At 59.2% G+C, this 19,109-nt stretch carries 16 protein-coding genes; 7 read left to right on the plus strand and 9 right to left on the minus strand.

The window, feature by feature from the left end; translation table 11 throughout:
- Positions 1-19 precede the first annotated feature (19 nt).
- From ACF8PE_RS01450 to ACF8PE_RS01465, 4 genes are read right to left on the minus strand one after another with little or no spacing between them, the layout of a single operon-like run.
- A complete protein-coding gene (locus tag ACF8PE_RS01450) occupies positions 20-895 on the minus strand; it encodes a 4Fe-4S binding protein (RefSeq protein WP_392494340.1) in 876 nt (291 codons plus the stop codon).
- Positions 895-1,728, minus strand: coding sequence for a DmsC/YnfH family molybdoenzyme membrane anchor subunit (locus ACF8PE_RS01455; protein WP_150870646.1), 834 nt, complete (start codon positions 1,726-1,728; stop codon positions 895-897). Before ACF8PE_RS01455 ends, ACF8PE_RS01450 begins: the two co-directional genes overlap by 1 nt.
- Complete coding sequence (locus ACF8PE_RS01460) at positions 1,721-2,353, minus strand: DMSO/selenate family reductase complex B subunit (RefSeq protein ID WP_059308121.1); 633 nt, start codon at positions 2,351-2,353, stop codon at positions 1,721-1,723. Before ACF8PE_RS01460 ends, ACF8PE_RS01455 begins: the two co-directional genes overlap by 8 nt.
- Positions 2,337-4,736, minus strand: a complete 2,400-nt coding sequence (locus ACF8PE_RS01465; protein WP_392494342.1) for a DMSO/selenate family reductase complex A subunit — start codon at positions 4,734-4,736, stop codon at positions 2,337-2,339. Before ACF8PE_RS01465 ends, ACF8PE_RS01460 begins: the two co-directional genes overlap by 17 nt.
- 297 nt (positions 4,737-5,033) lie before the next feature.
- Between ACF8PE_RS01465 and ACF8PE_RS01470 the strand changes: the two genes are divergently transcribed.
- Positions 5,034-6,644, plus strand: coding sequence for an FAD-NAD(P)-binding protein (locus ACF8PE_RS01470; protein ID WP_392494344.1), 1,611 nt, complete (start codon positions 5,034-5,036; stop codon positions 6,642-6,644).
- Here the strand turns inward: ACF8PE_RS01470 and ACF8PE_RS01475 are convergent.
- The 5 genes from ACF8PE_RS01475 to ACF8PE_RS01495 form a co-directional block, all read right to left on the minus strand.
- On the minus strand, positions 6,631-7,944 hold the full coding sequence (locus ACF8PE_RS01475; RefSeq protein ID WP_392494346.1) for an amidase: 1,314 nt from the start codon (positions 7,942-7,944) through the stop codon (positions 6,631-6,633). The genes ACF8PE_RS01470 and ACF8PE_RS01475 overlap by 14 nt on opposite strands.
- A gap of 66 nt (positions 7,945-8,010) precedes the next feature.
- A complete protein-coding gene (gene hisD, locus ACF8PE_RS01480; protein ID WP_032617792.1) occupies positions 8,011-9,321 on the minus strand; it encodes a histidinol dehydrogenase in 1,311 nt (436 codons plus the stop codon).
- A complete protein-coding gene (locus ACF8PE_RS01485; protein ID WP_032617790.1) occupies positions 9,321-10,460 on the minus strand; it encodes an ester cyclase in 1,140 nt (379 codons plus the stop codon). Before ACF8PE_RS01485 ends, hisD (ACF8PE_RS01480) begins: the two co-directional genes overlap by 1 nt.
- Before the next feature lie 131 nt (positions 10,461-10,591).
- A complete protein-coding gene (locus ACF8PE_RS01490) occupies positions 10,592-11,563 on the minus strand; it encodes a nuclear transport factor 2 family protein (protein ID WP_059308126.1) in 972 nt (323 codons plus the stop codon).
- Positions 11,560-12,630, minus strand: coding sequence for a LacI family DNA-binding transcriptional regulator (locus ACF8PE_RS01495; RefSeq protein ID WP_392494349.1), 1,071 nt, complete (start codon positions 12,628-12,630; stop codon positions 11,560-11,562). The genes ACF8PE_RS01490 and ACF8PE_RS01495 overlap by 4 nt, the downstream gene beginning before the upstream one ends.
- Before the next feature lie 351 nt (positions 12,631-12,981).
- Between ACF8PE_RS01495 and ACF8PE_RS01500 the strand changes: the two genes are divergently transcribed.
- The 6 genes from ACF8PE_RS01500 to ACF8PE_RS01525 all read left to right on the plus strand — a co-directional run bounded on the left by ACF8PE_RS01500 (position 12,982) and on the right by ACF8PE_RS01525 (position 19,080).
- Positions 12,982-14,226 (plus strand): MFS transporter, encoded by a 1,245-nt coding sequence (locus ACF8PE_RS01500; RefSeq protein WP_032617786.1) that lies wholly within the window; start codon positions 12,982-12,984, stop codon positions 14,224-14,226.
- A 73-nt stretch (positions 14,227-14,299) separates the two neighbouring features.
- On the plus strand, positions 14,300-15,622 hold the full coding sequence (hisD, locus tag ACF8PE_RS01505; protein WP_051916137.1) for a histidinol dehydrogenase: 1,323 nt from the start codon (positions 14,300-14,302) through the stop codon (positions 15,620-15,622).
- Positions 15,623-15,625: 3 nt separating this feature from the next.
- Positions 15,626-16,390 carry an SDR family NAD(P)-dependent oxidoreductase gene (locus tag ACF8PE_RS01510; protein WP_032617785.1) on the plus strand — a complete coding sequence of 255 codons (765 nt, stop codon included), beginning with the start codon at positions 15,626-15,628 and terminating at the stop codon, positions 16,388-16,390.
- A gap of 8 nt (positions 16,391-16,398) precedes the next feature.
- Positions 16,399-17,127, plus strand: a complete 729-nt coding sequence (locus ACF8PE_RS01515; protein WP_032617784.1) for an alpha/beta fold hydrolase — start codon at positions 16,399-16,401, stop codon at positions 17,125-17,127.
- Complete coding sequence (locus ACF8PE_RS01520; protein WP_032617783.1) at positions 17,114-17,902, plus strand: HpcH/HpaI aldolase/citrate lyase family protein; 789 nt, start codon at positions 17,114-17,116, stop codon at positions 17,900-17,902. The genes ACF8PE_RS01515 and ACF8PE_RS01520 overlap by 14 nt, the downstream gene beginning before the upstream one ends.
- A gap of 11 nt (positions 17,903-17,913) precedes the next feature.
- Positions 17,914-19,080 carry a hypothetical protein gene (locus ACF8PE_RS01525; RefSeq protein WP_032617782.1) on the plus strand — a complete coding sequence of 389 codons (1,167 nt, stop codon included), beginning with the start codon at positions 17,914-17,916 and terminating at the stop codon, positions 19,078-19,080.
- Positions 19,081-19,109 lie beyond the last annotated feature (29 nt).

The following is a 19,109-nucleotide window of genomic DNA, read 5'->3' on the forward strand; positions in this document are numbered from 1 at the left end:
GTCCCTGTTAATCGATTTTTTATGCTTCCCGCATACCGTACTTATGCCGCTGACATACCGCACACTGTTCCGTTTCCGGGGTAAAGGTATAAAATTCACGCTGACAGCAACGGCAGGATTTTCGTAGCCATTCAAAGCGTAACACCCTGTTTTCACCCAACTGCCGGACGATACGAATAGCATCCACAGGGCATACCACGGCGCAGCTGTTACAGCCGGTGCAGGATGAAGATGAAAACATCAGCGCCCCGTCCCTCAGGCTCAACGCGTTCTCCCCACAGATCCTGGCGCAGGCACCACAGGCCGTACACAACGCCCTGTCCAGTGCCAGGTGATACTCGCTAAGTGTGGAAAAAGCCTGACGACGTGCCCGTCGCCCGGTACGCGCAGTGGCAGACTCTACGTCCACCTCATTGGCTTTGATAAAGTGTCGGCGCGCCGCGTTGATCGCTTTTTGCTGCGGGGGGAGGATTTGCCAGACGGGGGCATTTAACTCCCGGAGTTGGATATTCAATGCCGCAACGGCGCGCACCCAGCCGGGAAACCTCTCCATCTCCATTTCCACCGCCCGGATCCCGTGCTCCTGATGCCACATCAGTAACTCATCAACAGACGGCTCCAGCGTGGAAAATGGCGCAACCAGGGTTGTTCCGGTAAAGCGGCGGGTTTCAGGGCGAATGTTTTGCAGCGCATCTGTCGGACAGGCGAACAGGCAGCGGCCGCATTGCAGGCACTCCCCCTCGTCAATGGACGGCGTGCTGGCCGTTGCAGTAATGGCTTGCACCGGACATGCCGCCACGCATGCCTGGCAGTCGTGGCGAGGAAGCCGGTTGCGTAAACAGGGTTCCCCCACGCCGGGCGGCGCAGGGGGGTGTGACAGGCGAAATAGCGCCATCAGTTAATGCTGAAGAAGATAAAGCGGAACAACACTTCAGACAGCACCAGCAGCAGACTGCCAAAGACCATCCCGGACTTGCCCTGACGCCATGCGCCAACGGCAAACAGCAGCGCGCCGAGTACGGATAAGGTCCAGCTAAACAGCCGCAGACCGCTTAACTGGGTGAAGCTCTCCAACGGCTGATGCGGTAAGGTGACAATGCCGCTCAGGCTGGCGCTCGCCAGATAAGCCATATAGTCCGGCTGCGCCAGTAGACGGATCGCCACAATCGACACCACCACTACCGCGGCGAAGCGCATCACGGCCTGTCGATCCCGGGCCATGGAGCGTGCTTTCAGTATCGGCAGCCATGCCACCGCCACCGCGCCCAGCACACCAACGGCACCGTAAAACATCAGCCAGGTATTGAAATGGCTCCAGGTAATAACCGACGTATGGGCATAGATTGCACTCATGCACCAGACATCAATCAGTCCCAGCACGGCGGCCAGGGGGAGCAACAGCGGAATTAGCTGTTTTTTGACCATCATAACCAACGTACATAGCCCCAATGCCGCCAGATAGACGCTGGCAAATACAATTTCACGGCTCAGCCAGGAGCTGGCGACGTGGCGCAGGGCATTGAACGCATTCAGCGGATAGCCAAGGTGCAGGGTGGAGACCATCAGCCCCAGCCCCCCGACCACGCAGGCTAGCAACATGCCAGGCAACAGCTGGTGTTTAACCTCCGGTATGCGCGACGCCGCGCGGGCGGATAAGGTCAGAAAGACGGCCATGCCAACCGAGCCTTGCACCAGCAGGGTAAAGATCAGGAGCGGTAACTCATGCATGCGGGTTTTCCTCTTTTTCTGCGCCCTGATGCGGCTTAATCACCAGGTTAGGCTGCGTAATGGATGACGCCGGCAGGCCCTGCACGTCGCAGAGATTGCCGTACTTCGCGCGCAGCTCCTCAATTGGCCCGAACTTAATCGCCCCCAGTGGACAGGTAGCGACGCAGATGGGTTGCTCGCCTTTGGCCTGCAAATCCACGCAGAAATCGCATTTTGACATCTGCCCGGTCTCTTCATTCATCTGCGGCGCACCGTAAGGGCAGGACCAGGCGCAGTACCCGCAGCCAACGCATTTGTTGGTATCAACGCGGACAATGCCATCGCCCGGGCGCTTATGCATCGCCGTGGTCGGGCAGTTTTTGGTGCAAATCGGATCGGCGCAGTGGTTGCAGGAGATCGACAGAGTGTAGGCGTACACGTTATTGGCAAATCCGCCCTGCCCGGTCGGGATAAAGCCCCCGCCTTTCACCTCATAGACGCGGCGAAAACGGCGTCCTGGCTCAAGGTTATGTTTATCTTTGCAGGCCACCTGGCAGGCTTTACACCCGGAGCAGCGTGACGAGTCAATGAAAAAGCCAAGCTGCTTATCACTGACCGGTGGGTATTCCTTATACTGCTGACTCATACTTTGCGACCTCCACAAGCATGGTTTGATGAGAATTGCCTTTCGCAAGCGGAGTAATACGTGCAGAGCTCAGCACGTTGGCACATCCGCCGTGGTCGACGCCTTCGGCATCCGGTTGCCACCAGGCGCCGGCCTGCATGGCGACCACCCCAGGCATGATGCGCATGGTGACTTCCGCCGGGACCTGGCAGACGCCGCGCTGGTTGTGAATACGCACGGTATCCCCCTGACGGATCCCCCGCTGTTGGGCATCCGCCGGGTTGATCCACAGCTTCTGGATCTGCACTTCCTGCAGCCAGGGGTTGGCATACTGCGTGGAGTTGGCGCGGTTTTTCCCTTTCCAGGTGATCAGCTGGAGCGGGAACTGCTTCGCCAGCCTATCCTCCGGGCCTTCATGGGCCGGAACATAATGCGACAGCGCCGGTATTTCCGGGTTATTCATGTCGTACAGACGCTTCGAGAAGATCTCAATTTTCCCGGATGGCGTCGGGAAGGGATGATTCTGCGGATCGCGGATGTTGTCTTCAAAGGCCACATGCGGCTTGCTCTTAAAGAGATGCTGGCGTTTTTCCCGCAGCTCAGCGAACGTCGGCAGATGCTCATCTGGCATGGAGAGGCGGGTCTGCTCCCAGATATGTTCAATCCACTGCTGCTCGGTACGGCCTTCGCTGAACTGCGGCTCCATTCCCAGTTTAGCGGCAACTTCACGCTGCCAGTCATAGTCAGAGCGGCGTTCAAACTCTGGCTCAATCAGTTTTTCTGACAGGATCAGGTAGCTTGCCGTCCCCCAGGTTTCCCCGATGTTCCAGCGTTCCATAAAGCTGGTTTCCGGCAATAACAGATCCGCATAGCGGGCGCTTGGCGTCATATAGAGATCGCTAACGACGATAAACTCGATTTTCGACTCGTCCTCCAGCACCTTCACCGCCTGATGCAGATCCGGGTTCTGGTTCGCCAGGTAGTTGCCTGCCAGCGAGAAGAGGATGCGGATATTGCTTTTGAGCTTATCTGCCCCTTTCAGCCCCGCCTCTGGCGTCACTTTGTTGGCATCGTCGGCGGCCTGCACCCAGTTCATGATCGAGATGCTCTCTTTGACCGGGTTATCTGGCATCTCCGGGCCTGCCGCGAACTTACGGTTGCCGCAGCCGCCGTAGCCTGCCGCCCAGCCGCCTTTGATCCCGACATTACCGGTGAGGGTTGCCAGCAGCGTCGAGCCACGGGCGGTACGTTCACCACAGTTATGTCGCTGCGGCCCCCAGCCCTGAATTAACGCTGCCGGTTTGGTGTTGGCATAATCGCGCGCCAGCTGGCGAATGGTTTGTGCCGGGACACGGGTAATCTTTTCAGCCCATTCAGGGGTTTTAACCTGACCGTCTTTTTTGCCCATCAGATAGGCCACCAGCGACTCGTTGGCAGGCACGCCTTCCGGCATAGACGTCTCGTCAAAGCCCAGGGTATAGCGATCGATAAAGGCTTTATCATGCAGATTTTCGCTGACGATGACGTACATCATCGCGTCCATCAGCGCGTTATCGGTGGCGGGCAGCAGCGGGATCCACTCATCGGCGAGCGATGCCACGGTATCGGAGTAGCGCGGATCGACGACGATAAAGCGCGTGCCGTTCTGCTTCATCTGCTGAAAATAGTGATTGGTATGCCCGAAAATGGTTTCCGTCGGGTTGTGCCCCCACAGGATCACCAGCTTCGTGTCCGCCAGGGTATCCAGCGAGTTACCGCTGGCGACCGTGCCATAGGTATAAGGCGTGGCGGCGGCCGTGTTGCCCATACTCACCGAGTGGTAATACTCCAGATAACCGCCGGTGAGATTGAGCAGACGACGCATCATTTTATCGCCAGAGAAGGTGCCCCCGCTGGTCGCGGTATTGTTGTGCACAAAGCGGCTCTCTGGGCCATATTTGGCGGTAATGCGTTGCAGATTGTCGGCGATAAGCGTAGTGGCTTCGTCCCAGGAGATGCGCTCAAACTTCCCCTCGCCCCGCTTGCCCACGCGCTTCATCGGATATTTCAGACGATCCGGGTGATAGACAAATTTGCGGTAACTGCGGCCGCGCACGCAGGCGCGCATGACGGGCATCTCGGGATCGAGCGCGCTATCCGGGCGCGTCGTAATCTGCGTGACCACACCGTCAGCGACGTGGGCGCGAATATCGCATTTACCGCCGCAGTCAAAGGTGCTGCAGGTCTGGACAACACGCTCAGTGGAGCCAACGGCCTCTGCCGTCGTAGCGGCTTCGGATTTGGCGGCAAAAGACTTGCCGGACATCACAAAGGGCAGCGTCACCAGAGCGGAACTGGCCTTGAGCAGTCCTCGGCGCGTGATTTCGGGAAAAAGCGCGTCCCTTTTTTCTTTGCGTTCTGACATGTTGTTCCCTCTCAAAAAAAGAGGTGCATTCTTCCCTATAACCCCAATTTGGTAATTGATATGAATCAATAGAGAAAAAGTGCTGCTCGCCAGATGCGTTATTTTTGCTTTATTCAACTAAAACAATTGAGTACGTGAATACCACCTTAGATACATATTCATAAAACTAATGATTTAGAGGTATCCCTGTGCTGCCGGTTTGCTCATTTTGCGTTTTCATCCACACTTATTTTTCATGGATTAATAATATGTGTGCCTGAGGCAACGCTGCAGGCAGGCAAAAAAGGGTAAGCACTGATGAAAAGGATCGCAATTATCGGCGCAGGGCCGACCGGCATTTATACGTTTTTCTCGCTACTTAACCAACGGACGCCGCTTTGCATCACCGTTTATGAGCAGACTGAAAAAGCGGGCGTCGGCATGCCCTACAGCGACGAAGACAATTCAAGACTGATGCTGGCCAATATTGCCAGCATTGAAATCCCGCCTATTTTTTCCACTTACATTGACTGGCTGCGCAGCCAGGACGATGCGCATCTGGCGCGCTACGGCGTGGAGAAATCGACCCTGCACGTGCGCCAGTTCCTGCCGCGCATTCTGCTGGGGGAGTATTTTCGCGATCAGTTTTTGCTTCTTGTGGAGCAGGCGAAAAAAGCGGGCTTTGACGTTGAGGTGCGCGAGTCCTGTCAGGTTACCGATGTGGAAGCCACCCCTGACGGGGTTAATATTTTGACTGACGATGACGCCGCACCGAAGCTGTTCGATCTGGCCGTTATCGCCACCGGGCACGTCTGGCCTGATGAGGACACCACGTCGCGTTCCTACTTCCCCAGCCCCTGGTCCGGGCTGATGGAGGCCGACATTCGCGCCTGCAACGTGGGGATTATGGGCACCTCGCTGAGTGGCCTGGACGCGGCAATGGCTGTCGCCGTCCAGCATGGCAAATTCATTGAGACCGATAATGAACAGATCCATTACCAGCTGGATGAAGGCAGCGAGGCGTTGAAAATCGTGCTGATGTCCCGCTCGGGTATCCTGCCTGAAGCCGACTTTTACTGCCCAATCCCCTATGAGCCATTAACCATCGCCACGGAAACGGCGATAGACGCTGCTATCGCACAGGGTTCGGAGGGTCTGCTCGACCGCATCTTTGATCTTATCGTGGCCGAATTGCAGAACGCTGACCCGCAGTGGAGCGAGGCGGTGGCATTGCACTCCCTCACGGCCGATAGTATTCGTGAGGCCTGGTTTGCCGACAGAGAAAAACACGGCCCGTTCCGCTGGGCGGTCTCAAATCTTGATGAAGTGGAACGCAACAAGCGCGACAAACGCACGGTGCCGTGGCGCTATACGATCCTGCGGTTGCACGAGGCTGTTGAAAAAATAGTGCCCCACCTGACTGAACAGGATAGAGAGCGCTTTAAGTCGGGTCTGGCACGTATTTTCATCGACAACTATGCGGCAATCCCGTCCCAGTCGATCCGCCGACTGCTGGCCCTGCGCGAAGCCGGTATTATCAGCATCCTTACCCTGGGTCCCGATTATGAACTGGCCTTAAAAGAGGACCGGACGGTGATCCATGCCCAGGGTAAAGCCTGGTACTTCGATGTGTTTATCGATGCGCGCGGGCAGCAACCGCTCAAAACGAAAGACCTGCCGTTCCCGGTCCTGCGCCACCAGCTGGAGTCTGCCGGAGAAGATATCCCCGAGGTGGGCGACGATTACACCCTGCTCGCCCCTGACTACCTGCGCGGAAAAATTGCCTTCGGCGCTCTGCCGTACCTGATGCACGATCGCCCCTTTGTGCAGGGACTGGTGGTGTGCGCCGAAATCGGTGAGGCGATGGCTAAAGCCGCGGTGCAACCCGCCTCGCGCGTGCGCAGACGGCTACCCTTTACGGCACAGTAAACGCGGTTTCGCAGGCGGCGGCCAGCGCCAGCAGCGCTGATTCCTCCCCGGCGGGGGAAAGAATTTCCAGTCCCACGGGAAAGCCGGTTCGTGTTGTGCCGCAGGGAAGCGTGATAGCGGCGAATCCGCTGATGGCCGCCAGCTCAGGCGCACAGCCGGGCGGCATTTTCTCAAGGCTTACCGGGACCCGGCCTACCGTCGGATAGAGAAAACCGTCGAGTCGCCCCTGCTCCGCCAGCAGGCCCAGGGTCTGGCGCAGCCGACGCCGCAGCTGCCGTCCGGCCAGCCACTGGGGCGTTTTTAACCTTTCGCTGGCGATCATCTGCGTCAGAAGCGGCATGAATTCCGGCAAAAACTGCCCCGAGGCGATAATCGCGTTCAGATCCGCGGGTGCGCCCGGATGCTGCTGTAACCAGGCGTCAAACGCCACGCGAAACTCATACAGGCTCAGGCATGTGGCTCGGGCCACTTCAGGCAGGATTGGCAGGGCAACGTTGACGACGGTGGCGCCGTGCCGTCTCAGGGTTGCGATGGCGTCATACCAGACGGCCAGTTGTTCAGGGTCCTCTCCCTCCAGAGCACGGATCACTCCCAAGCGCACGCCTTTCAGCGACAACGGTGTAACGGCCCCCGACGTCTGACCATGGATGATCGCATGCAGCAGGGCCGCGTCCTGCACGTTGTGCACCATCGGCCCCACCGTATCTTTACTCAGGGAGAGGGGGGCAATGCCCTGCATCTGCGCCCTGCGCACCCGCGGCCTTAACCCCACCAGCCCGGTATAGCTACAGGGAATACGGATCGATCCGCCCGTATCGGTGCCCAGCGCCCCTTCCGCCATCCCGGCCGCCACCGCCGCAGCGCTGCCTCCGCTGGAGCCGCCTGCGGTAATGGCCGGAAACCGCGGGTGGCGCACGTCGCCCCCCAGCGAGCTGCGGGAGCGGACGTCAAAGGCAAACTCAGACATATTCGCCCGGGCCAGAATAATCGCCCCGGCTTCGCGCAGGCGACGGACCACCAGGGCATCGGTGGTCGCCCGCAGCTGAGCCAGCGAGGCGCAACCCAGCGTCAGGGGCAGCCCGGCGCAGGCAATGTTATCTTTCACGATCACCGGCACGCCGTGCAGAGGCCCGGTAAGCTGGCCGCGACGCCGCAGTTTCTGGCTCGCTGCCGCCTCAGCCAGGGCCACCGGGTTCACCCCGAGAATGGCATTCAACTGCGGGTGCGCGTCAATAATGGCCAGCCGCCGGGTTATTTCCTCAACACAGTCCTCGGGTGGTATCAGCCGCATTTTTTGCATAGGGTTCTCTTCCTGTTCAACGCCGCCATGCCGGAGGCCAGGCCCGCGCCCGACCTCCCGTTGCATTTAGTCCCGCAGCCCGGAGGTGATGGCATCAAGATCGTGCGGGCGCAGACGGATCTCTGCGGCACGACGGTGCCCCTGCATCCCCTCGGTACGGCTCTGGCGAATCGCCGGTTCCGCAATCGCGGCAATACCCTGCTCGTCGATCCACTGGTGGGTACAGATTTTAACGTAAGCCCCCACCCACAACCCACCGGTATAACGCGCCGCCGCCATGGTCGGCAGGGTATGGTTGGTGCCGCAGCATTTGTCTGAGAACACCACACTCGCATTCTGCCCGATAAACAGCGATCCGTAGTTGCGGATTTTCGATGCCGTGCCGTGTGGATCCCGGGTATGCACCTGCAGATGCTCGGTCGCCATATAATCGGCAAAAGCAATCAGCTGCTCTTCGCTGTCGCAGACCACAATTTCGCCCTGGCGACGCCAGGCCTCGCCCGCGGTGACGGCGGTAGGCAGTGATGTCAGCTGGCGTTCGATTTCCGCAAGCACGCCCTCGGCAATCGACTGGCTGGTGGTCGCCAGCCCCACGCGGGTGTGGACATCATGCTCGGCCTGAGCCAGCAGATCGGCGGCGATAATGCGCGCATCGGCGCTGTCGTCGGCGATGGTAAAGATCTCGCTCGGCCCGGCCAGGGCATCAATCCCCACCTTGCCAAAGACCTGGCGCTTGGCCTCGTTGACAAAGGCGTTACCCGGCCCGACGATTTTATCCACCACCGGCACGCTCTCGGTTCCCCAGGCCATAGCAGCGATTGCCTGCGCGCCGCCAATTTTAAAGATCCGATGTGCGCCTGCGAGATGGCAGACCGCAATCATCGCCGGGTGCGCCCCGGGCGGCAGACAGGCGATAATCTGTTCACATCCGGCGACCGTGGCAGGCACAATCGACATTACCGGCGCGGAGAGGATCGGGTAGCGGCCCCCTGGCACATAACATCCCACCGTCTGGACGGGAATAATGCGGTGCCCGAGATGGACGCCTGGCAGGGTTTCAACCTCCAGCGGCTGTATGGTGGCGAGCTGGGCCTCAGCAAAGCGGCGCACCTGCTGGATAGCAAATTCGCTGTCCCGGCGGGTCTGGGGGTCCATCTCGCTGAGCGCCGTTTCGATCTCGTGGGCGGTGACTTCAAACTGCGCCGGAACCACCTTATCAAACTGCTGTGAGAAAGCTTTCAGCGCCTCGTCGCCCTCAGCTTTAACACGTTCAATAATGGCGCTTACCGTGTCGGTTAACGACCGGTCGGCCTGGGCATCCTGCCCCTGAGGACGTTTGATCCAGCTCACCTGGTCAACAATTGACTGTACAGACATTACGCTTCCTCCATTTGACCCAGTTTGATTTGCGCCAGCAGCGCCAGGTGATCGTAAATTACCCACTCATCGACGATTTTGCCGTTGATAATGTGGTAGTGAGACATGCCCATCACGAACAGGCGTTCGCCGGTCGGTTTACCCAGCTCGCCATAGCCCAGGTGGTGGCCCTCAATGATCCAGCGAACCGCCACTTTGGTGCCGCCCTCATCGCACGGGTTGGAGCAGATATGCTGCGGCAGCCAGGCGCCGTCAGGGATCATGCCGATCAGCGCCAGCGTCTGGTGCGTCACGGAAGCCGTGCCGTACAGCTCTTTCATCAGCGGACCGTGCCACTGGACGTTCGGCGCATAGACCTCTTTGATCTTGCCCAGCATCCGGCGGTTGTAGATTTCGTGCAGCCAGCGCAGGCACTGCTCTTCGGTATCGGTATGGGCAATGGAGACATCGCAGACCATTTCCGGGGGATACTGCCCCAGCATGCGGCCATTTTCGCCGATGTCGGTGACGCGAAAGCCCTTGTCAAACTGCTCCTTCGCCATGTTGAAGGCAATCTCGTCGGTGTTCAGCCCCAGCTGCTTCATCAGCGACATGTTGTCGCTCACCACCCACTCCCGGTAGATTTTGTTTTCGTGGATCATGCAGTCGGCCACGGTGCGGGTAACGAAGGTGCGGTTGGTCGGTTTACCTAAATGGCTGAACTGCGTATGGCGGCCGCTGCCGGTCACCAGGTGCGAAGTATAGAAGCCATCGACGTCGTTGCCGTTCCAGATAACCTGTGTCGCCATGCCGCGGCGTTCCGGGAACGCCACCAGGCGCTGAAGCGTATCCTGCACCACCTGCTCGCGGGTATAGAGCGTGCCCAGCGCGTTATATAAGACGCAGTTGTGCGTATAGTGGGTATAAATTAACCCCACGTCGCGTTCATCCCATATTTTATGGGTGCAACGCACGATGTAATCGACAATATCGGTATAACAATCATCGAACCCCCGTAATGATTGTACGCGCTGGCGTTTCTCCGGCACTAAATCGATAAAGTCCCGGCGCTCAACCTGTAATACGGGTTCTTCGCGGATAAGTTTATTATTTTTCTCAGGTACGGCTGGAGCTTTATTTGTTGCTTCGGTTGAAGACATGCGTTCTCCTGCTTCTGTTTTCAGACAATACGATCCCGCACCCGAAATGGATGGAGAAGTGAGCCGCAATAAATATTGCGGCGGATTTAACACACGTTCAGATAAGAAAGAGTGCGGAGACTTACCTCCGCTTAATTAACGATTTGTGACCAGATAGCTAATTCATCAATACCCAGATATTCGCGAATAATTAAACCATCGCGTAATTCAAGCTGGCTGATACCGGTAATGGAGACCGGTTTACGGGTTGGCACGCCAAATTTACCGTAGCCGTCGTGCCAGGTCAGGAGCGACCAGCGCAGCGAAATGCGCACCGGCTCGTTGGGATCCCGGCGCACGATCAAATGGTGCAGCTGCACTTCGCTGTCCGCAAAGGATGCCCGATAGCCTGACAGCAGCGCGGCGATCTCCTGCTCTCCGGTGCCGATGCTGTGCCCAGGCGCATACAGCGTGGCGGCAGGATGGTACAGGCCCGGCACGGTACCACTGTTGCCTCCCGCCCACATGGTCAGATAACGCTCCACCACGCCGGCGACAGGCCCCTCAACATCATCACCTTCCGGCCCACCCGCCCAGCGGGCGTCGAGCGTTTCGGCGCTTTCGCGGGCAATCCCCAGTTGATTCTGCATAACACCCAGGTTGCGGGCAAACTCCTGCACGTTAAGCCCCAGCTGCGCCACTATTGCCGCCCGGTCCTGCAGCAGCCACTCCTGGCGCACTGCCCCTTCGGCGCAAATACGATCTGCCCAGGTGCGCACCCAGACGGTTTTCCCGGTCGGCGGGCCAAAGAAGCCCTCTCCCTGATGGCGAATACAGGCGATGGTTCGCTGGGCGGCGTAATGCTCATCGCCTGGGTTTTGCGTCGCCAGGATGTCTTCCGTTAGCACGGTGCGCTGGGGGAAGCTGTGCATCGCCTCCAGCGTCAGGCGCATAAACTGCGGCAGATCGGTGAGCTGTTTCTCCGGGGTGATAAAGACCACCGGCGTGGCGTAAAAGTCAGCCAGTTGACCAATGTCCTTCTGCTCCCAGACCACGTGCGTCAGGGTGCGAATAAACTGTTGAATGGAGTCGAACTGGGGGCTGAACCCTGGCAATCTGCTCATTTGTCCTCCTGGGTCTGGAACACGTAATTACCCTCTGCGTCGATAGTGCCCCTATGCGGGCGGCGCGCTGAGTGGCGAACCACCAGCCGGCCCGGGACGATAACCTGTTCGGGTTCAATAGTGCCGCTGTCGATCTGCTTCAGCAGGAGATCCACCGTGGCGGCAACCATCGCCTCTACCGGCTGCGAGGCCGACGTTAAGGCATATGAGGCCCAGCCGGACGGGCCGATATCGTCATAGCCAATGATGGAGACATCCTCCGGGATGCGCAGGCCAAACTCGTAACGCGCCACGTCCATCACGATAACGGCCATATGGTCGTTGGCGACAAAGATCGCATCCGGTGCGGGCGAGGCAGAAAAGAGCGCGTAAGCCGCGCGGGCGGTCTGGTGCGCATCGTAGTTACCATTAACCACCCGGACGTCCTCCACCCCCTGCTCCTGCAGAGCGGCCAGATACCCCCGTTGACGGGCCAGGTTGACGGACGAATCCGCCACGCCGCCCACGTAAGCAAACCGCTGATGACCTGCCGCCAGTAAAAATTCGGCAATCTGCCGGGCGGCCGCCTCGTTATTGCTGTTAACGCTCGAGGCCATGCCGCTCTCTTCGCTGCGGTTAAACAGCACCACCGGGATGCCCGCAGCCAGACACTCCTCCGACAGATCCAGCGACAGCGTCACCGAGGCCAGCACAATCCCATCCACACGGTACTGCATGATCTGGTCGAAAATGCGGTCAACGTTTCCTTCCCGATCGCCGACAAACAGCAGCAGGTGATAATTCAGCGTGTCCAGCTTTTGCGCCAGCGCCTCCAGCACCTTCGGGTAAAACTGGTTATCAAAGTAGGAGATCACTACGCCGATGATCCGCGAGCGGGCGGTGTTGAGCGAACGCGCTATGGCGTTTGGCCGGTAACCCAGCTCCCGCGCCGCCTTCAGCACTTTCTCACGGGTGGCCGGTGAAATGCTCGCCCCGGGCGTGAAGGTGCGGGAGACTGCCGACTGTGATACGCCCGCCAGTTGCGCCACCTGTTGTGAGGTCACCGCTGTAAAAGTCTTACGTTTCATTACTCTGTGTTCCTTATCCCTTTCGCTTCCCCATTCTGGCACAGATTCAAGACGTTAAACCGAACAGCCGCCCTGTTCCCCGCAAAACGGTGCCTCAGGAAGCGGGTACTTTTTATACTTACACCATCTTTGCATGCGTATGCAACAGCCAGAATTATTTTTTTCACAATGGTTACAAACAGCCTTTACAAAATTGAAACCTTTTCGTAACTTCAATTTTTGAATACGTATGCAGCGCAGTTTTCACACCGTCATGGTACCGGGCAGATTGGGCAGTATCCAAAAGGAGTGAGCCGGTAAAGGTTGTACTTGGCTGGTTATAACCCATTACTTTTTAAGAGGTTCACAACCATGTTTCGAGCACTGTTACGCCGACCGGAAGCCCGGCTGTTCTTTATCATCAGCGTATTGTTTTTTATCTGTATTCATAGCATTGATGCGTTTCTGGCCCCGATGATGATCAATCAGGGGATGGAGCCGCAGGTGATGGGGATCATCATGGGGGCCAGCGGTCTGGCGACCCTGCTAATCCGCTTCCCGCTGGGGATTGTTTCCGATGTGGTGAAGAGTCGAAAAATCTTCATCCAGTTCGCGCTGGTTCTGCCGATCATCGCCTGGCCTCTTGCCTGGCTGGAGCCGAACGCCCTTACCCTGTATCTGGCGAAAGCGGCAGACGGGGTGACCGCGGCTACCTGGGTACTCTACAACATCCTGTTTATTCGCTACTTCGACCAGAAAGAAGCGCCGGCCGCCGTGGCGCTGCTGGCGTTGGCCGGGCCGCTGGGGGTGTTCCTCGGCAACTGCATCGGCGGTCTGTTAATTCACTATTTTAATAACAACATCGCCTTTTTCGTCTCCTGCGTCTCGGCGCTGGTGGCGCTGATCCTGACCACCCGCATTCGCGACGTGCATGACCCGGTCAAAGCCCCGACGCTGAAAGCCTGTATCGCCGGTGCGCGCGTGCAGCTGGCCGACCGTTCGGTGTGGTTGATTGGTATTCTGGCCACCCTCGTCATCCTGGTGCCCTTTGCCACCCGCGATACGCTGACGCCGATCTACGCCGAGCAACTGGGCGGGCGGGCCGGGATCTTAACGCTGCTCAGCAATATCCATCTGATCTTCTATGCCCTGGCAATTGCCCTGTGCAGTAGCGTGTTCTATCAGCGTCTGGGTCTGATGAAAACGGCGGTGCTGGGCATTGTGCTGCAGGTGGTGTCGACCTTTGGCATCCCCTTCACCAGCAATCTGTATCTGATCTATCTGTTACAGGCTCTGGCCGGATTCTCCTTCGGGATGGCGTTTGCGGCCTTTATGTCCCTGAGCGTGGTCAACACCACCTCCGATGAACAGTCCACGCGGATGGGGCTGTTCCAGACCATCTACTCCTGCGGCATGTTTGCCGGGCCGGTGATCATGGGGGTGATGATGCAACACATTAACCTGTCGTCCGGTTATCTGTTTATTGCCGCCCTGTCTGTCGTCGCGGCGCTGGCGACCCCGCTCTCCGTCCGCTGGGTTAATTCCCGTAAAACACCCGCAACGGCTGAATTATCGATTAACAGTTCCAGTTCCCTCGCGCCCGCGCGCGACCAGTAAATTTTATTTCCGATGACATTATCCCGGCCCGCCGGGAGGGTATCCCTCATCATAAATACAGAAGGAAAATAGTGTGGCTTATAGACTTAAAACCAGTAAACCCATTCAGGAACGTCAGGATGCACAGCGACAAATAAGGGAGACGGTGGAGCTTATTCTGGCGGATATAGAAAAACGCGGGAATAAAGCCATTCGCGAATTATCGGTAAAATTTGATCGCTATGACCGGCAAGATTATCGCCTGACGGAGGCGGAAATCAATGCCTGCATCGGCAAATTAAGTCGTCAGGATATTCGCGATATTGAATTCGCCCAGGAGCAGGTCTTTAATTTCGCCCGGGCGCAAAAAGACTGTCTGCGCGATCTGGAAATTGAAACCCGCCCCGGGGTGATCCTCGGCCATAAAAACATCCCGATTAATGCCGTGGGCTGTTATGTCCCGGGCGGGAAATATCCGCTGCTGGCCTCGGCGCACATGTCGATTATTACTGCCAACGTCGCGGGCTGCTCCCGCATCGTCAGCTGCGCCCCGCCGTTCGGTGGCGAGCCGGCTCCGGCGATCGTGGCGGCGCAAAAAATGGCCGGGGCGACGGAGATCTACGCCCTCGGCGGCATTCAGGCGATTGGCGCGATGGCGCTGGGCACCGATACACTGGCGCCGGTGGATATGCTGGTCGGCCCCGGTAACGCCTTTGTGGCAGAGGCCAAACGCCAGCTGTTTGGCCGGGTTGGCATTGATCTCTTCGCCGGTCCAACCGAAACCCTGGTGATTGCCGATGACACCGTTGACGCCGAAATCTGCGCCACCGACCTGCTGGGACAGGCCGAACACGGCGTTACCACCCCCGCCATTCTGCTGACCAACTCAATGGCACTGGCCAAAGAGACGCTGCGGGAGATCGACCGTCTGCTGGAAAAACTCCCCACCGCCGATATTGCCCGCCAGGCCTGGCACGACTACGGAGAGATCATCGTCTGCGACAGCTACGACGAAATGCTTGCCGAGGCCGATTGCATCGCCTCTGAACACGTGCAGGTGATGACCGACCGCGACGACTGGTTCCTCGCAAACCTCACCAATTTCGGCGCACTGTTCCTCGGCCCGCGCACCAACGTCGCCTACGGCGACAAGGTCATTGGCACCAACCACACCCTGCCAACGCAAAAAGCCGCGCGTTACACCGGCGGCCTGTGGGTCGGCAAATTCATGAAAACCTGTACCTGGCAGAAGGTCCTCAGCGATGAGGCAACTGCGGAGATCGGCAGCTACTGCTCGCGGTTATCACTGCTGGAGGGCTTTGCCGGACACGCCGAGCAGGCCAACGTTCGCGTGCGTCGCTACGGTCAGACAGAGGTGCCCTACGCCACCCCTGCCCCGGTCAGAGAGAAGGTGTAACCCATGACCTTTCCTGAGATGCCCTCCTTTGGCCTGCACGGCAAGCGCGCCCTGGTGACGGGCGGCTCCAGAGGACTGGGGTTCGCCTGCGCCATCGCGCTGGCCCACGCCGGGGCGGAGGTGTGGATCGCCGCCCGTGATCGCCAGGCGCTGGAGGCCGCCGCCGCATTCGCCGCAGAACACGGGCGGGTATTGCACCCGGTGGCGCTGGATATTACCGATGTCGCGCAGGTCGGGGCGGTGCTCGCTGAACTGCCCGTTTTCGACATTCTGGTGAACAGCGCCGGGCTGGCGCGCCACGAGCCGTTCCTGGATGCAAGCGAGGCCAGCTTCGACGCGGTAATGGCGGTCAACGTGCGGGCCACTTTCTTTATCAGCCAGCGGGTAGCAGCGCGGATGCGTGACCAGCGGATCGCCGGGTCGATCATTCATCTCTCCTCGCAGATGGGGCACGTCGGCGGTCCGCGTCGCAGCGTCTACTGCGCATCGAAATTTGCGCTGGAGGGGTTAACCAAAGCCATGGCGCTGGAGCTGGGTGAAGACGGGATCCGGGTCAACACCCTCTGTCCAACCTTTATTGAGACCGCACTCTCTGCGCCGTCGCTGGCCGAACCCGATTTTCGCCGCTACGTGCTGGATAACATTACGCTGCGCCGTCTGGGCAAACTGGAAGACATCATGGGACCCGTGGTGTTTCTGGCCTCCGACGCCGCGGGGATGATCACCGGCAGCGCGCTGATGGTTGACGGCGGCTGGACCGCAACGTGAGGCATGAGATGGAAAAGAGTCATCGCACCCTGCCGCTGGTGCTGATTGGCGGCACGCTCTGTAACGCCCGGCTCTGGCAGCCGGTTCTCGACCAGCTCAATGTGTCTGCTGCGATCTGCCCTGAGCTAACGACAGACACCTCGGCTGTGCAGGCTTCGCAGCGGTTGCTCGCCAATCTGCCGCCGCGTTTCCTGCTGGCCGGTTTCTCACTGGGGGCGATAGTGGCGCTGCAGATGGCCGCCGACGCCCCAGGGCGGATTGCCGGGCTGGCGCTGCTGTCGGTCAACCCCCTTGCCGACCGACCGGAAAATACCGCACCCCGGCGTGAGGCGGTGAACGCCGCCCGGCAACAGGGGCTGACGCACTGGCTCTCCGCCAGCCTGTGGCCGAAGTACGTCGCGCCGTCACGTACGGATGATCAGGCCTTACACGATCTCATCTGCCGGATGGCAGAGGAAAGTGGCCTCGATACTTTCGTCACGCAAACAGAGATCGCTCTGACCCGGCGGGATAATCGCGGGGCGCTGGCCTCACTCGCCTGCCCCATCATCGTTATTAACGGCGTGCATGACCCTATTTGCACGCCCCATCACCACCAGTTGGTTGCCCAAAGCGCCCCGCAGGCGAGATGCGTCACCCTCACCTCTGCCGGGCACTTTACGCTGCTGGAGGCGCCCGAAGAGGTTGCGCCCCCGCTACGCCAGTGGATTCAGGAGTGTTCAGATGCGCAAGAATAAACTCAGGGCGGAGCATAACAACGCCGCCATTATCAACGGCTGGCTGGCGATCCCCTCCAGCTACAGCGCCGAGATCCTCGGCCATCAGGGCTATGACGCCGTGACCGTCGATCTCCAGCACGGCATGATCGATTTCGCCAGCGCCCTGTCCATGTTGCAGGCGCTCTCCGCCACTCCGGCGGTGCCGCTGGTGCGGGTTGCTGATAACGATCCGGCGCAGATCATGCGCATGCTGGATGCCGGTGCTTACGGCATTATCTGCCCGATGATCTCCACCCCGGAAGAGGCCCGACGCTTTGTCGCCGCCTGCCGCTACCCGCCGCTGGGCAACCGCTCTTTTGGTCCGGCACGCGGCTTGCTGTACGGCGGGGCCGATTACCCGCAGCACGCCAATGACGAAATTCTGACGCTGGCGATGATCGAAACCCGCGAAGGGCTGGCGAATCTTGACGCGATCCTGGCCACCGAGGGGCTGGATGGGGTGTTTATCGGCCCTAACGATCTCTCCCTGACGTTGACCGGCAGCGCCAGCGCCGAATCCCGTCACCCGGAGATGCTGGCCGCCGTTGAGCGGGTGGTCAGCCAGTGTCGCCAGAGGCAAAAAATCGCCGGGATCTTTTGTACCTCCGGCGAAGCTGCCGCCCGACGTATCAGCGAAGGTTTCCAGTTTGTCACCCCTGCCAACGATGTCATGCAACTTGGCCGCGCCTCGCGCGAGGCTGTCGCCCAGGCGCGCGGCAACGCTATCCCCACTACCGGCGCATCAGGCTATTAACAGGAGAGAACATGAAAGCACGTCACATTACCCCGGAACAGGCCAGAAGCCGTCTGGTTGCCCCTGAAGATATGGTCTCCTGCAATCTGGCGTTTATCGATTGCAAACTTCCCGGCTCGCACCTGAAGCAGAACTACTCCTTTATTGGCCCGGGCGTAACCCAGTCGTCTGCCCAGATGGTAAACATCCCGGAGCCGCACGGTTTTAACATCGGTGCCGCAGCCATGCCGAAAGGGGTAACCAATAACCTGCACCTGCACTTCACCGCCGAAGTGTTTTTAATTCATGAGGGCACCTGGCGTTTTCGCTGGGGAGCGAACGGTGAAAACGAAGCGGAGTTCAGCGCCCCGGCCATTCTTTCGATACCGACCTGGATCTTCCGCGGCTTTACCAACGTCAGTAAAGAAGAGACCTGCGGCATGGTCTACACGGTGCTGGGCGGTAACCACACCGGGGGGATCATCTGGCACCCGTCGATTCTGGACGCGGCCAGCGAGTACGGCCTGTACCTGAGCAAAGAGAATATGCTCATCGACGTGAACGCGGGGGATACCCTGCCTGAACCGTCGGCGCTGCTCGCGCCGCTGCCGGCAGACGAGATCGCCGCCCTGCGTCACTACTCTGTTGAAGAAATGCGCCAGCGGGCGGTGACCGGGGAGGATCGTCAATGGTCTGCGGCGGGGTTACTTGATTCGGTCCTGCCGGGCCACGGCGGTGAGATCGCGCCGGTGATTGGGTTCGGCATCAGCCAGGACAAACACGCGGCCCCCGCCATCGTCAACCCACACGGCTTCTCGGTAGAGTGGCTGCGCCTGGCGGCAGATCACGTGGTCGGTCGTCACCTGTGCCCGGATGTGCAGGTGATCATGGTCTTTAAGGGAACCCTGGAGGTGACGTGGAATGTGGAAGGGGAAGAGGTGAGTATTATCGCCCCTGAGCGTTCCGTTATTTCAGTGCCGGAGAACAGCTGGCGGCGTTATCGTGCGCTGGACGGCGACATGGAGTGCATTCTGACCACCCAGGGCGATCAGCGTAAGCGCATCTACTGGGATGAGAAGGTGCTTGAACAGGCCAGAGCCGCCAATCGCTGTCTTGATCCAGACGGTTACGTAACGGCAGTGGATCTGTTGCCTGAAACGGCGCGCCGCGCGGGTCGCAGACTGGAGGCCTTGCCTTAAGCGGAGTCAGGGCGGGTCATCCCGCCCTG

It is taken from the genome of Leclercia sp. GLN_9, from assembly GCF_043105735.1.
GTDB lineage: Bacteria > Pseudomonadota > Gammaproteobacteria > Enterobacterales > Enterobacteriaceae > Enterobacter > Enterobacter adecarboxylatus.

What these genes read in the sequence shown, in the direction of transcription:
- ACF8PE_RS01450 (WP_392494340.1), bottom strand. Translation starts at nt 895, where the DNA reads ATGGCGCTATTTCGCCTGTCACACCCCCCTGCGCCGCCCGGCGTGGGG.
- ACF8PE_RS01455 (WP_150870646.1), bottom strand. Translation starts at nt 1,728, where the DNA reads ATGCATGAGTTACCGCTCCTGATCTTTACCCTGCTGGTGCAAGGCTCG.
- ACF8PE_RS01460 (WP_059308121.1), bottom strand. Translation starts at nt 2,353, where the DNA reads ATGAGTCAGCAGTATAAGGAATACCCACCGGTCAGTGATAAGCAGCTT.
- ACF8PE_RS01465 (WP_392494342.1), bottom strand. Translation starts at nt 4,736, where the DNA reads ATGTCAGAACGCAAAGAAAAAAGGGACGCGCTTTTTCCCGAAATCACG.
- ACF8PE_RS01470 (WP_392494344.1), top strand. Translation starts at nt 5,034, where the DNA reads ATGAAAAGGATCGCAATTATCGGCGCAGGGCCGACCGGCATTTATACG.
- ACF8PE_RS01475 (WP_392494346.1), bottom strand. Translation starts at nt 7,944, where the DNA reads ATGCAAAAAATGCGGCTGATACCACCCGAGGACTGTGTTGAGGAAATA.
- hisD (WP_032617792.1), bottom strand. Translation starts at nt 9,321, where the DNA reads ATGTCTGTACAGTCAATTGTTGACCAGGTGAGCTGGATCAAACGTCCT.
- ACF8PE_RS01485 (WP_032617790.1), bottom strand. Translation starts at nt 10,460, where the DNA reads ATGTCTTCAACCGAAGCAACAAATAAAGCTCCAGCCGTACCTGAGAAA.
- ACF8PE_RS01490 (WP_059308126.1), bottom strand. Translation starts at nt 11,563, where the DNA reads ATGAGCAGATTGCCAGGGTTCAGCCCCCAGTTCGACTCCATTCAACAG.
- ACF8PE_RS01495 (WP_392494349.1), bottom strand. Translation starts at nt 12,630, where the DNA reads ATGAAACGTAAGACTTTTACAGCGGTGACCTCACAACAGGTGGCGCAA.
- ACF8PE_RS01500 (WP_032617786.1), top strand. Translation starts at nt 12,982, where the DNA reads ATGTTTCGAGCACTGTTACGCCGACCGGAAGCCCGGCTGTTCTTTATC.
- ACF8PE_RS01510 (WP_032617785.1), top strand. Translation starts at nt 15,626, where the DNA reads ATGACCTTTCCTGAGATGCCCTCCTTTGGCCTGCACGGCAAGCGCGCC.
- ACF8PE_RS01515 (WP_032617784.1), top strand. Translation starts at nt 16,399, where the DNA reads ATGGAAAAGAGTCATCGCACCCTGCCGCTGGTGCTGATTGGCGGCACG.
- ACF8PE_RS01520 (WP_032617783.1), top strand. Translation starts at nt 17,114, where the DNA reads ATGCGCAAGAATAAACTCAGGGCGGAGCATAACAACGCCGCCATTATC.
- ACF8PE_RS01525 (WP_032617782.1), top strand. Translation starts at nt 17,914, where the DNA reads ATGAAAGCACGTCACATTACCCCGGAACAGGCCAGAAGCCGTCTGGTT.